This window comes from Actinokineospora sp. HUAS TT18 (assembly GCF_051364635.1).
GTDB lineage: Bacteria > Actinomycetota > Actinomycetes > Mycobacteriales > Pseudonocardiaceae > Actinokineospora.
The window spans coordinates 381,803-394,623 of sequence record NZ_CP195645.1 but is presented as its reverse complement, the minus strand read 5'-3'; the positions used below and the strand labels follow the sequence as shown (position 1 = coordinate 394,623).

11 protein-coding genes are annotated in these 12,821 nt (G+C 70.8%); 4 read left to right on the top strand and 7 right to left on the bottom strand.

The window, feature by feature from the left end:
* The first annotated feature begins 1 nt into the window (after position 1).
* The gene (locus ACSHT8_RS01890; RefSeq protein ID WP_436497058.1) at positions 2 to 574 is read left to right on the top strand and encodes a GAF domain-containing protein; all 573 of its coding nucleotides are present in this window, start codon (positions 2 to 4) and stop codon (positions 572 to 574) included.
* Between the two features lie 7 nt (positions 575 to 581).
* Here ACSHT8_RS01890 and ACSHT8_RS01885 read toward each other — a convergent pair whose 3' ends face one another.
* Positions 582 to 1,829: an acyl-CoA dehydrogenase family protein gene (locus ACSHT8_RS01885; protein ID WP_436497056.1), complete on the bottom strand. Its 1,248-nt coding sequence runs from the start codon at positions 1,827 to 1,829 to the stop codon at positions 582 to 584.
* 522 nt (positions 1,830 to 2,351) lie between these two features.
* Here ACSHT8_RS01885 and ACSHT8_RS01880 point away from each other — a divergent pair.
* The 3 genes from ACSHT8_RS01880 to ACSHT8_RS01870 all read left to right on the top strand — a co-directional run bounded on the left by ACSHT8_RS01880 (position 2,352) and on the right by ACSHT8_RS01870 (position 6,844).
* On the top strand, positions 2,352 to 3,317 hold the full coding sequence (locus ACSHT8_RS01880) for a M23 family metallopeptidase (RefSeq protein ID WP_436497054.1): 966 nt from the start codon (positions 2,352 to 2,354) through the stop codon (positions 3,315 to 3,317).
* Between the two features lie 147 nt (positions 3,318 to 3,464).
* Entirely contained in the window at positions 3,465 to 6,275 is a 2,811-nt protein-coding gene (locus ACSHT8_RS01875) for an ATP-binding protein (RefSeq protein ID WP_436497053.1), read from the top strand.
* Positions 6,276 to 6,379: 104 nt separating this feature from the next.
* The gene (locus ACSHT8_RS01870; protein WP_436497051.1) at positions 6,380 to 6,844 is read left to right on the top strand and encodes a DUF4383 domain-containing protein; all 465 of its coding nucleotides are present in this window, start codon (positions 6,380 to 6,382) and stop codon (positions 6,842 to 6,844) included.
* Between the two features lie 25 nt (positions 6,845 to 6,869).
* Here ACSHT8_RS01870 and ACSHT8_RS01865 read toward each other — a convergent pair whose 3' ends face one another.
* The 6 genes from ACSHT8_RS01865 to ACSHT8_RS01840 form a co-directional block, all read right to left on the bottom strand.
* Entirely contained in the window at positions 6,870 to 7,328 is a 459-nt protein-coding gene (locus ACSHT8_RS01865) for a hypothetical protein (RefSeq protein ID WP_436497049.1), read from the bottom strand.
* 67 nt (positions 7,329 to 7,395) lie between these two features.
* On the bottom strand, positions 7,396 to 8,355 hold the full coding sequence (locus tag ACSHT8_RS01860; RefSeq protein ID WP_436497047.1) for a peptidoglycan-binding protein: 960 nt from the start codon (positions 8,353 to 8,355) through the stop codon (positions 7,396 to 7,398).
* A gap of 25 nt (positions 8,356 to 8,380) precedes the next feature.
* The gene (locus ACSHT8_RS01855; protein ID WP_436497044.1) at positions 8,381 to 9,625 is read right to left on the bottom strand and encodes a glycoside hydrolase domain-containing protein; all 1,245 of its coding nucleotides are present in this window, start codon (positions 9,623 to 9,625) and stop codon (positions 8,381 to 8,383) included.
* Positions 9,626 to 9,635: 10 nt separating this feature from the next.
* Positions 9,636 to 10,601 (bottom strand): penicillin-insensitive murein endopeptidase, encoded by a 966-nt coding sequence (locus ACSHT8_RS01850; RefSeq protein ID WP_436497042.1) that lies wholly within the window; start codon positions 10,599 to 10,601, stop codon positions 9,636 to 9,638.
* A 63-nt stretch (positions 10,602 to 10,664) separates the two neighbouring features.
* Positions 10,665 to 11,246, bottom strand: a complete 582-nt coding sequence (locus tag ACSHT8_RS01845; protein ID WP_436497040.1) for a helix-turn-helix transcriptional regulator — start codon at positions 11,244 to 11,246, stop codon at positions 10,665 to 10,667.
* Positions 11,246 to 12,781: a peptidoglycan-binding protein gene (locus ACSHT8_RS01840; protein WP_436497038.1), complete on the bottom strand. Its 1,536-nt coding sequence runs from the start codon at positions 12,779 to 12,781 to the stop codon at positions 11,246 to 11,248. Before ACSHT8_RS01840 ends, ACSHT8_RS01845 begins: the two co-directional genes overlap by 1 nt.
* Between the last annotated feature and the right edge of the window lie 40 nt (positions 12,782 to 12,821).

Below are 12,821 nucleotides of genomic sequence, written 5' to 3'. Positions count from 1 at the left end.
CATGAACCACGACATGATCGACTCGCGCCTGCTCACCGCGCCGCATGATCCCGAGGTCGGCAAGCGTCTCCTCCGGCTCGGCGAGCTCGGCCTCGGCGGCACACCCGACCCGGAGTTCGACGAGTTCGCCACCGAACTGGCCCAGGCCGCGGGCGCGCCGTACGCGATGGTCAATTTCATCGGCGAGTCCGAGCAGTACTTCGCCGGTCTGCACGTGCCGTCCAGCGCGAAGGCCGACGCGATGAAGGCCGCCCAGTCGTCGTCGAACGCCACGCCGAGCCGGACGATGGCGCGTGACCACGGCTTCTGTCCGCACGTGGTGGTGCGGCGCAAGGCTCTGGTGCTCGACGACGTGTGCGCCTACCCGCGGTTCGCGGTCAACCCGGTCATCAACTCCATCGGCGTCCGCGCGTACATGGGTGCGCCGCTGATCGACCGGACCGACACGGCGCTGGGCACGATCTGCGTCGTGGCCACCGAGGAGAGCCAGTGGGGCCGCCCCGGCCTGGAACTCATCAAGTCGATGGCCGCCAAGGTGGTCGACCTCATCCACCAGCGCGAACGCCAGCGCTGACGCGGCGCTACCCTGCGCGCTCCTGGTGGACCGCGGTGCGCAGGGAAGCGCTGCTGGCCCTGAGCTTGTAGGCCAGCCGAGCCGACCACTGGTCGGCGTAGGTCCCCAGCGCCACCTCGGCCAGCCGCAGCCGCTGGACGTCGGAGGTGCCCGCCGGGGCGTAGATGTGGTTGGCGTCGCGGAAGAAGCGCTCGATGTGGCGGCCGGGGTCGAGCCCGTAGGCGGCGTGGATCTCCATCGCGGTGCGTGCCGCGTCCAAAGAGGACTCCACGTTCAGCAGCTTGGCGTTGATGAGGTCGGCGTCGCAGGGGATGCCCTCGTCCAACAGGTGCGCGGCGTGGTAGGCGGCCAGGCGCGCGGTCATCAGCTGTGAGTGGAGCTGGCCTAATTTCTGTTTGACGGTCGGGAGTTCGCACAGCGACTTGCCGTAGCGCTGGTGCTGCTTGGCGAACTCCACTGTGCGCTCCACCAGCGCGCGGTGGATGCCCAGCGACACCGCCGTCAGGTTGGGACGGCCGTACAGCACGCTCGACGAGTACGCGACGGCGAGCCCGTCGCCTTCGACGCCGAGCAGGTTCTCGGCCGGGACGCGGCAGTTCTCGAAGATGAGCTCCCCGAAGCTGAAGCCGTGCAAGCCCATCGCGGGCTGGTGCTCGCCGAGGGAGAAGCCGGGCGTGGTCGACTCGACCAGGAACGCCGAGAGTCCCTTCGAGCCGGTGCCGGTGCGGGCCACCACGCCGTGCAGGTCACCGACGTGGCTGTTCCCGACGAAAACCTTGCGGCCGTTGAGGACATAGTGGTCACCGTCCCGCTCCGCGGTGGCGGACATCCCGGCGACGAACCCGCCGCTCTCGGGCTCGGTCACCGCGATCGTCGGCAGGCAGCGGCCGTCGCTGACGGCGGGCAGCCAGCGCCGCTTCTGCTGCTCGTTGCCGAAGTGCACGATCTTGGCCACGCCGAGCTGGGATGCCTGCACCATCGCGCCCATCGCGCCGCTGACGCGTGACAGCTCCTCGATGATGATCGTCTTGGCCAGGTGGCCGAGGCCCATCCCGCCGTACCGGGGCGTCACGGTGACACCGATCCAGCCCTGCCGGGCGATCAACCTGGACATTTCGAAATGGACCGCCCGCGACGCCTCCATTTCGGCCACCAGCGGCGCGACCTTGGACTCGGCGAAGTCGCGAACCTCCGCACGGAGCTCTTCATGGTGGCGGGTGGTGAAGTAGCTCGGCGTCTCGGCGGCGAGGTTCAAAGCGCATCCCCTATGTTTCGTCACCGACCAACGTGCGGCGTTAGTGCCGGTGCGTAACTTTGCCATCGACGTTCCGTATTCGGTACCACCTACTTGGTGATTCCCACACCGCAAGATCCACTTCTACTGACGGGTAGCTTTACTTAGAGCGATAAATATGACTCGGGACACAGGTCCGAACGGGCCTGACGCTAGTTCCCCTACGTCCATAAGGAAACCTCGCACGCCCGCGCGCGGCGCCGACCTGCGCGGCAAGGCCGAGTGGGAACGAAATACGCATACGTAGTGATCGATTCGGCCGATGGCGTGCTTGACGGGCCGAACGCGTCCAAGCTCAGTGGACACCGCCACCGCGGGTGGAAACCGCCAAAGTTTCACATTCTAGCGACATCCGCGCCGCGTGCGCGATCGGCGGCTGTTCCCGGCCGTTCCCAGCCGAATGGCAATTCCCGCACCGCCGCCACGGGCGCTGAGCTGCGTAATTTCCGGTGGGAAACCCTGCTATTGGAAGGACAACCCCGCATGTCCCCGATATCGAGATTCCCGAAAGCCGCGCTGGCCTCGGTCGCCGCGCTCGCCATGACACTCGCCGCGGCGGGCGCGTTCGTCGCCGTCGCGGAACCGCCCCAGGCCGTCGAGTCCCTCGACAGCGCTGTCGCCGCGACCATGACCGAGACGCGCGGCGCGGCCGCCCGGGCGTACTTCCAGACCGACTCGTCGCCGCGGCCGATCGTCGAGCCCAAGCGCACGGCCGACCGGTGGGCGTTCGGCACCAGCGTGATCCCCATTCCCGGCGACGCCAAGCAGAAGCACGGCGCGCCGGAGAGCGGGATCTTCCTTGCGCGGCTGGACGGTCGCAAGTGGCGCGTCACCTTCGACGGCAGCAAGGAATTCAAGGAACTGGCCGCGCAGGCGCCGGAGTCGGTGCTCTCGGCCGAGGAGAAGGCGCTGTTCACCCAGTCCGCCCCGGCGGGGAGCCTGGTGAACACCGGGCTCGCGCTGCCTTGGTCGCAGGGCTCGACGTGGGGCTGGGGCGGCGGTCCGCACGGCTACAGCGGCAGCAACCGGCCGTTCAGCTCGATCGACTTCGGCGGCTACGGCCAGGTGCGCTCCGCGGGCCCGGGCCGGGTCTACAAGTCCTGCGTCAACGGCGGCAGCGCGCTGGTCACCGTGGTGCACAACAACGGATACCGCACTTCCTATTACCACATGACAAACCTGACCACGCTCGCTGACGGCGCCGCGGTGCAGACGGGCACCTACCTCGGCAACACCGGCACGGCGCTGCCTTGCGGCGGCTCGGCCAACGGCGCGCACGTCCACTTCACCCTGCTGAACAGCAGCGGTTCGTACGTGGCCGTGCACGGCAAGACCATCGGTGGCTGGACCTTCTACGAGGGCGCGTCGGCCTACCAGGGCTACGCCGAGCGCAACGGTGTCAGGTCCTACCCGGGCAGCGGCCGCCTGACCAACTACGGGGTCAGCTGACCCACTCCGGTCCGGCCGACCTCGTCCCGGGTCGGCCGGACCCTCGGGTATACCTAGAAAATCCCAGCCGTCGGGACGGCCGGGTTGATTTTCACTAGGTGAATCAGCATCGTGGGTACCGCCGAACGCACTACGAGCGGGGACCACGTGACTGCTGTCGACCTCGACCTCGACCTGGGTCCGGGTGTCGCCGCGCGGGCCGCCGAACTGGAGACGCTGGCCCGTGCCGTTCGCGACGGGCACCGACTGGTCCTTGTGGACGGTGAGGTCGGCGTCGGCAAGACCTGGCTCGTGCGGGAACTGCTGCGCCACCCGGTGGTCATCGGACGTACCGTCCTGCACGGACATTGCCTCCCCAGCCGGGCCGCGCCGCCGTACGGCGCGATGGTCGAGCTGATCGCGGGCGCGGTGGACGAGCTGCGCGGGTTCGCTTCGGCGCTGCCGCCGATCACCGGCGCGCTCGGGCCGCTGCTGCCCGAACTGCGCGACCTGCTCCCCCACTGCGACAGCGCCCCGTCCGCGCCGATCGCCCGGCACCAGGTGTTCCGGGCGGCCGCGGCGCTGCTCGGCGTGCTGGAGCGGCCCGTGGTCGTGCTGGACAACCTGTCGGACGCGGACGCGGAAACCCTTGAATGGGTGCGGTTCCTGGCCGTCTCCCCGCATACCGGCCTCACGATCGTGGCCACCTTCCGCGGCCAGGACGCGGGCGGCGCGGACATCCTGGCGCTGCCGGAGTCCTTCCGCGCGGGCGGCCACCGGGTGACCCACCTGGACCTCGCCCCGCTGGACGTGTCCGGGGTCGCCGAGGTGATCGCGGCCGCAGGCGTCGCCGCCGATGCCGAGTTCGCCGCCGAGGTGCACCGCAGGACCGCCGGGTTGCCGCTGGAGGTCGGGGAACTGCTGCGCGCCATCGACGGCGTGCCCGCCAGGCTGGACGAGATCGGCGTCCCCGGCCGGGTGCGCGACGCGATCGTGCACCGGCTGACCAGGCTCGGCCGAATCCCGATCGCGATGTGCCGCGCGGTCGCGACGCTGGGCGGCCCGGCCGACGAGGCCGACATCGCGGCGGTGTCCGGACTGTCGACCAGGAGCGTCGCGGCGGCGCTGGAAACCGTGCTGCGGGCCGGATTGCTGCGCGAGACCGGCCGCGGACGCTACGACCTGCGCCATCCGCTCGCCGCCCGCGCGGTCTATCAGGCCACACCGGCCGCGCGCCGCCGCGAGATGCACGTGCGGGCCGCCAACCGGCTCATCGAGACCGGCACGGCCTCGCCTGCCAGGCTCGTCCACCACTACCGGCAGGCCGAGCAGCTCGACCTGTGGCTGGCCACCACGATGACCGCGGTCGACCGCGCCGTCGAGTCCGGCGACCAGGCCGCGGGCCTGCGAATTCTGGAGAACGCGCTCGACGACGCCGAACTGCCGGTCGCCGCCAAGGAGGGGCTCGTGCTGCGGCTGAGCCGCGAGGTGCTGCGCGGGATCGCGACCCCGGCGACCATCGACCGGCTGCGCACGGTGCTGCGCGACTGGCCGCTGTCCCGGGACGCGCGTGGCGAGCTGCGGGTGAACCTCGGCCAGCTGCTGATCACCCAGGCAGGCGAGGTCGCGGCGGGCCAGCGGGAGATCGAACGCGCGCTCGCCGACCTGCCGCGCGGCCGCACGGTGGTGGCACGCGCGCTGGGCACGCTGTCGCTGCCACAGGTCGGGCTGGTTCCCCTGGCCACCAACCTGCGCTGGCTCGCCCAGGCCGAACAGGTCTGCGCGGGCACCACCGACAGCGAGACGCTGGCCGCGTTGCGCGCCAACCGCATCACCACGCAGATGCAGGTCGCCGACCCGGCGGCCTGGCAGGTGATCGACGCGCTGCCGCAGGAACACGCCATCCCGAGCGTGCGCAGACAGCTTTGCCGCACCTACCTGAACCTGGCCGACGCGGCGGTCTGGAACGGCCATTTCGCGCCCGCGCGGGAGCACCTGCGCACCGCCCGCACGCTCATCGACGAGACCGCCATGTCCTACTTGTCCTCCCTGGGCAACGGCACCGAACTGCGGCTGCGCGCCGCGACGGGCGACTGGGACGGGCTCGCCGAGGCGGCGAACGGGATGCTGGCCGCCGTGGGCGAGATGGGCTACCTGGCCGCCGACGCGCTGCTCGTGCTGGCCTGGCTGCAATCCTCGCGGTCCCGCACCACCAAGGCACTGCGCACCTTCCGGGCCGCGATGACGGCCGCGCCCGGCCACCTGCCCATCTCGGTCAGCGCGTACGCGGGCCTGGCGGGCATTCTGCTGGCCGGGGGCAAGGACACCGAGGCCGGTGCCGCGGTCGAGGCCGGAGTCGCCCTGGTGCGACAGAAGGGCGTCTGGGTGTGGGCCGCCGAACTCGCCCCGGTCGCGGTGGAGGTGTTCCTCCGCGCGGGCCGGATCGCGGACGCCGCGGCCCTGGCCCAGGAGTTCCACGACGGCCTCGTCGGCCGCGACGCCCCACTGGCCCTGGCCGGGGAACTCGTCTGCCGCGGCCTGCTCGCCCGGGACGAAGACGCCCGGGTGATCTTCACCGCGGCCGCGAACCGCTACCGGGAACTGCCGCACCCACTCGCGGCCGCACGGGCGACCGAACGCGCCGGCCTGTGCGCGGCACGAGCGGGCGACCTCGGATCCGGGCTCGGTGATCTGCGCGCGGCCGAATCGGCGTTCTCCGCACTCGGCGCGACCACCGACGCACTGCGCTGCCGCAAGGCGACCCGCGCGCTCGATCCGAGCACCCGCAGGCGCGGCCGACCCGGCTACGGGAACGCCTTGTCCCCGAGGGAGACCGCGATCGCCGAGCTGGTGGCCCGCGGGCTGACCAACCGGGAGATCGCCGAACAGCTGACACTGTCCCGGCGGACCGTCGAATGCCACGTCGCGAACGTCCTGCGCAAGCTCAACGTGCGATCACGCACCGGACTGCTCCCCTGAGACCCAGCGTGCGCGAAAGTGCGCACGGGGTTACCGTCTAGTGATCGGAAACCGCCGACCACGCGGGCGATCCCTCCCCTGGCGGCGGCGGAAGGGAGACGGTCATGGCATCCCACAACACCGGAGCCCGGCAGGTCGCAGGCGGACGACACCCTGGACAACTCCTCGCCGCGGTGGTCGCGGTGGTATTCCTCCTGGTCGGGATCCTCGGATTCATCCCCGGCGTCACGACGAACTACGACCAACTGGAGTTCGCGGGCCACGAGTCCGGCGCGCTCCTGCTCGGCGTGTTCAACGTATCGATCCTGCACAACCTGGTGCACGCCGCGTTCGGCCTGGTCGGCCTGGCGATGGCTCGTACGCTGAGCGGCGCCCGCGCGTTCCTGATCGGCGGCGGCGTCATCTACCTGGCCCTGTGGGTCTACGGCCTGGTCATCGACCACGACAGCGCCGCCAACTTCGTCCCGGTGAACGACGCGGACAACTGGCTGCACCTGGGCCTCGGCGCGGGCATGGTCGTCCTGGGCCTGCTGACCACGAGCACAAGGCGCACCACGGCTGTCGACTAAGTGCTGACCCGCCACCGAGTTCCGCCTACTCGGAGCCCGGCGGCGGGACCGGCCCATACCTGGCCGAAACCGCACCCGTGACGAACGCCCAATAACGGTCCCCATAGGACCAATGCCACCACTCCGCCGGATAGTTGACCATCCCGACGGCGGTCAGTGCGGTGTCGAGGTTCGCCTTGACCTCGCCGCCGAGTTCGACCCCGCCCGGCGTGCACAGCGTCAAGTCGACCGCTGCGCCCGCGACGTGCGACCCGGGGTTGTCGCAGCGGTGGGACGCCGCCAGCGGCCGGTATCCCTCGACGACCAGCAGCCGCAGGTCGGGCCGCAGCAGCGTCTGGGCGGCGACCAGCCGGTCGACCACGCCGCGGCGCAGGTGGGCGCCCGCCGTGGCCGCGTGCGGGTCGAGGCGCAGCGCCTCGATGCGGCGCAGGTCGACCAGGGGTTCGTGGCACTCGGCGATCGGGACGCGGCGGAAGGGACTCATCGACACCTCATCGGACAGACCGCTCGGCTCCCGGGGGTGCCGGGAGCCGAGCGGTGGTCGGTCGGGATCAGTAGAAGCAGCCGGTCGTCGGCAGGCTCGTCGGGGCGGGCGGGGTCACCCCGTCGTAGAGGGCGAGCAGGAAGTTCTGCGGGCACCGCTTCACACCGTTGATCTTGATGGCGATGTGCAGGTGCGGGCCGGTGGAGTTGCCGGTGTTGCCGGTGGTCCCGAGCTGCTGGCCCGCCGTCACGGCTTGGCCGTCGCTGACCGACCAGCCGCTGAAGTGGCAGTACTGGTACTCCACGCCGTCCTTGAAGATCTTCACGCCGTAGCCGCAGCCGGTGGTGGCACCGTCGTTGATCCGGTAGGCCGTGCCGGACACCATGGCGTACGCGGGGACGTTGTTGACGGGCAGGTCGATGGCCGGGTAGTCGTGGTGCGGGTCGTCGTACTCGCCGCGCGGGAGGGCGCTCTTGGCCAGCGGGAGGCTGAAGCCGGGAGTGCCGCCACCGCCGCCGGGGGTGCCGCCGACCAGGGCCTGCCACGTCATCGGGCCGATGATCCCGTTGTTCTCCAGGCCCTGCGCCGTCTGGAAGGCGACCGCCGCGTTGTGCGTGCCGCCGCCGAAGTCGCCGTCGACGGTCAGGTTGTAGCCGTAGCGGTTGAGCTGGACCTGCGCGCCCTTGACGGCCTCGTTGTTGTTGTACCGCTGCACGCTGACGATCAGCTTCGACCAGGTCTGCGGGCCGATCTGGCCGTCGACACCGATGCCCTTCGCGGTCTGGAACTGGCGGACCGCGTCGGCGGTGCCGGGGCCGAAGTTGCCGTCGGCGGAGATGTTGTAACCGTGGTACCGCAACAGGTATTGCGCGCTGGTCACATTCGGACCGCTTGTCCCCTGGGTCATGTTGGGCCAGGCGGGCAAGGTCGCCGCGCTCGCCGACTGGGCGGGCAGCAGCAGGGTGAAGATCATGGCGAAGGTGGCCACGACGGTCGCGAGCAGGCTGCCTCGACGGGTTGCGTTCATTGCTTTCTCCCTTGTGTGCGAAGGATTACTGGCCGCTTTGCAGCGCGGTCCAGGTCTGGAGTCCGGCGTTGCCGTCGACACCGAGGCCGCGGCTGGTCTGGTAGTCGCGCACCGCTTGTTCGGTGAGCTGCCCGTACTGGCCGTCGACGCCGACGGTGCGGCCGAGCGCGGCGGTGAGCGCCCGCTGCAGGCGCCGCACCTCCTGCCCGGTGGCGCCGGGCTTCAGCTTCGGCTGCCAGCCCGCCGACAGCAGGGCCGTCCACGTGCGCCGCCCCACCTCGCCGTCCGCGGTCAGGCCGTGGGCGCTCTGGAACGCCTTGACCGCCGCCTCGGTGCCGCTGCCGAAGTCGCCGTCGACCGTGCCCGCGTCGCGCCCGTCGTCCTTGAGCAGGTACTGCAGGGCGGCAACCTCGGCGCTGTTCGCGCCGCGGTTGAGCGTCGGATAGGCGGCGAAGTCGCGGTTGACCGGTGGGGCGACGTCGACCTGGTTGGCGTCGATGTGGATCCGCACGCCGCCGTGGGTCTCGCTGTAGTCGCCCCGGTACTGGTGGATCCGCTGGTGGTTGGACCAGTACTGGGCGGGCACGTACGAGCCCGCGTCGGTGTCGGCGGCCCCGTTCCACCAGGCGAAGTCGATGTGGTCGGGCCGGGCGTACACAGTGGACCGGTACACGTTCGCCAGGTCGCGGATCCCGGAGGCCGCGCTGGAGTAGACCCCGGACAGGTAGTCCAGCTCGTGCACCCGCTCGGTCCACCCGGTCAGGTAGGTGAGCACCGCGATGCGGCAGGCGGTGTTGGCGCTGTCGTAGTGCTCCATGTCGTTGTAGAGCACGCTCCCGGGCCCGATGCCGAGCGCGGCGGCCCGGTTGAGCGCGTCGGTCGCGTCCGCTCGGCCCTGGCTGCGGGCGGTGGCCGCGTCGGCCGACATCCGCAGCGACTGGGTCGTGCTGCACGGTGCCTGCCTGCCGACGTACAGCGGCAGCAGGTGCCAGCCGCGGGCCGTCTGCTCGCTGACCCACGCGGCGGTGAGGTTGGCCTGGGTGCGGCAGCCGCGGCCGTCCCCGCCGAAGTAGATCCCGATGGAGCGGTACGGCGAGGCCGACCACGCCTGCATCGTCGCCGATGACGGGGTCTCGCAGGTGTCGAACGCCTTGCCCGCGAAGGTGGCCGGGTGCGGCGCCGCGGCGGCCGCGGCGTTGGGGCCGATGGTGAGGCTGAGACCGGCGATCGCGGTGGCGATCAGTCCCGCGCGGAGTGCTGTCGAGCGCATGTCGCCGGCCTCAGCAGTCGTACTTGTAGTCGGGGTGGACGACCTCGCAGTAGCGCACGTGCAGGTGGTCGTCGTGGTTGGGCTGCTGCTGGGTCAGGCCCTCGGAGATCAGCACCGGGTCGTTGAAGAAGATCGTCTTGACCCGGCCGGTGGCGCGCAGCGCGTTGACCAGTTCCCGCGTGGCCGAACGGTCGTAGAGCGAGGAGAACCGGTCGACCTGGCCCGCGCACTGGTTGCGGTCGGTGCGCATCGGGTGCAGGTCGGCGTCCAGGCCCTGCTCGTGGCTGGCGTGGTCGGGAATGGCGCCGCCGTGCTCGAAGCTGAGGTCGCGCACCGCGACCTGGCCGAGGCCCGCGCTGTAGACCCGACCGGCCGCCGCCGTGAGCTGGCCGACCGCGGCGCCGGTGCCCCAGTGCGCGGTGTGCCCGTTGACGCTGGAGGCGAACTGGCAGGTCTGCGCCACGTCCGGCCGGTCGATCTGCTGGTAGTGCCAGATCAGGTTGCGCCAGGTGATCGGCCCGACTACGCCGTTGGCCTCGATGCCCGCGTGCTGCTGGAAGCTGACCACCGCGGCCCGGGTGCCGGAACCGAAGTCGCCGTCGACCGACAGACCCGCGCCGCGCTTGACGTTGAGCTGGTACTGCAGCGCCTTCACCGCGGTGTTGTTGTCGCCCTGCTGGACGCTCACCGCGAGCGCGCCCCACGTGTTGGGGCCCACGTTGCCGTCCGCGCCGAGGCCCTTGGCCGCCTGGAAGTCGCGAACCGCGGCGTCGGTGCCGCCGCCGAAGTCGCCGTCGACCGACACCGACCGTCCTGAGTGGACAAGAAAGTACTGGATGGCGACGACGTCGGCGCCGCGGTTGCCCTTGCTCTGGGTCGGCCAGAACGCCTGGGAGAACGCCTGTGCCTGCTGAACGGAAAGCGTCACCATCGCGATCAGCGCGACCGCCAGTGCGCTGAATATCCTGATCTTCATTTTTCCTCCGCCGATTCGTTCACTGCGATAAGCGAAGATTACGAGCCCGGATTCCCGGCGACCCTAGTCTCGCGACCAGGTTTTTCCGGAGCGATTCACGCGCGCCACCAATTGCGTGCGGTCACGGCAGTCGAATTTCCGCAGAATATTGGAGACGTGGTATTTCACCGCGCTCACGCTGATGAACATGGCCGCGGCGATATCGGCGTTCTCCATGCCGTCGGCCAGCAGGCGCAGCGCCTCGCGCTCGCGCGCGGTGAGGTCGACGGGGTCGGCCGGGGCGGCGGCGGGCACCAGCCCGAGCAGCGGCCCGGCCAGTCGGGGCGACACCCAGCCGCCGTGCCGGACCACGTCGTGCACCGCCCGGCCGATGTCCTCGTCGGGGTCGTCGGCGAGCACGACCCCGTGCGCGCCCGCGTGGATCGCCTGCCCCAGCGCCGCGGGCTCGGCGAGCACCGCGACCACCCGGACCCCGCCCGCCGGGGCCGCCGACGCGTCCCGCGCGTCGACGAACACCACCCCGGCGGTCGGGTCGCGCGTCGCGCACCGCCGCACCCAGTCAAGCTGGTCGAGCAGGCCATCGATCTTGTCCCGGAGCGTCCCGCCGGGCAGTGCCAGCGCGACCTTGATCTCGGCCGACAGCATCAGCAGTCGTACTGGGCGTCGGGGTGCACGATCTCGCAGTAGCGCACCTGCAGCCGGTCGTCGTGGTGTTCGGCCTGCGTGACGAGTCCTTCGCCGATCAGCACGGGGTCGTTGAAGTAGACCGCCTTGACCCGCCCGGTCGCTCGCACCTGCCGCACCAGCTCACGGGTCGCGCCGCGATCGTAGAGCGCGGAGAACCGGTCCACCCCGGCCGCGCACTGGTCCCGGTCGGTGCGCATCGGCCGCACGTCGACGTCCATCCCCCGCTGGTGCGCGGTCAGCCCGGCGACCGGGCCGCCGTGTTCGCCGCTGACGTCGCGCACCGCGACCTGGCCGAATCCCGCGCCCTGCACGCGCGCCGCCGCGGTGGTCAGCTGGCCGATCGCGGCCCCGGTCCCCCACCGCGCCGACGCCGCGGACGCGCACGTCGCCGGGTGGTCGATCCGCTGGTAGTGGCTGATCAGGTACCGCCAGGTGATCGGCCCGACGATGCCGTTGGCCTCGATCCCGGCGTGCTGCTGGAAGCTCACCACCGCCGCCTTGGTGCCTGAGCCGAAATCGCCGTCCACCGTCAGTCCGGCATTCTGTTTCGCGTTGAGCTGGTATTGCAGCGCGCGCACGGCGTTGTTGTTATTGCCCTGCTGGACGCTGACCGCCAGTGCCGTCCACGTATTCGGTCCGACGTTTCCGTCCGCGCCGAGACCTTTCGCCGACTGGAAATCGCGGACCGCCGTGTCGGTGCCGCCGCCGAAATCGCCGTCGACCGAGACCGACCGGCCAGAATGCACCAGCAGGTATTGGATCGCCGCCACGTCGGCGCCCCGGTTGCCCTTGCTCTGGGTCGGCCAGAACACGCTCGACGGCGAGGTGTAGCCGACGATCGCGGCGCTGGTCCTGGCGTGCGACCTGTCCTGGACGCGGTCGCCGACGTTGCCCTCGATAACCTGGACGGCACTCGCGTCGGCCGACTTCACGATGCCGACGTGGTCGATGTCGTAGCCGCCACCGGCGAAGGTGCCGACGGCCGGATCGAAACCGTCGGCCTGCCAGTCGAACACGACCGCGTCGCCTGGCCGGGGCTGGTAGCCGCTCTCGCGGGGATGCCAGGTGCCGTGCCGCTTGCCGTACTCGTAGAACGAGTGCGCCCAGCCGTTGAGGTTCCCGGCCCGGTCGGGCTGGGCGGCCTCCAGGTCGCCCGCCCGCCGCCACACGTACTTGGCGAAGTCGGCGCACCAGCTCCCCGCCCGCCAGGTGGTGCCGCCGAACGTGCCGCAGGCGCCCATGTGGCCGCGCGTCTGCCCGACGTAGAAGGAGCAGTCGCTGCCCATCGGCTCCTCGTGGTTGCGGGTCGCGTCGGCCAGTTCGGCCTCGGCGATCGACACGATCACCGACTCGGTGGCGACGGCGGGCGGCGCGGACAACACGAGCGCGGCGCACCCCAGCACCACACTGAGCAGCGCGGCGATCACTCGGCGAAAACGATCAGGACCTGACATGTCGGACTCCCCCTTGGCGAAGGCGCGTTCAGCGGCCATGAGCAGGCTCGATCGTTCGGCTGAAACTTTGCTGTAAGTC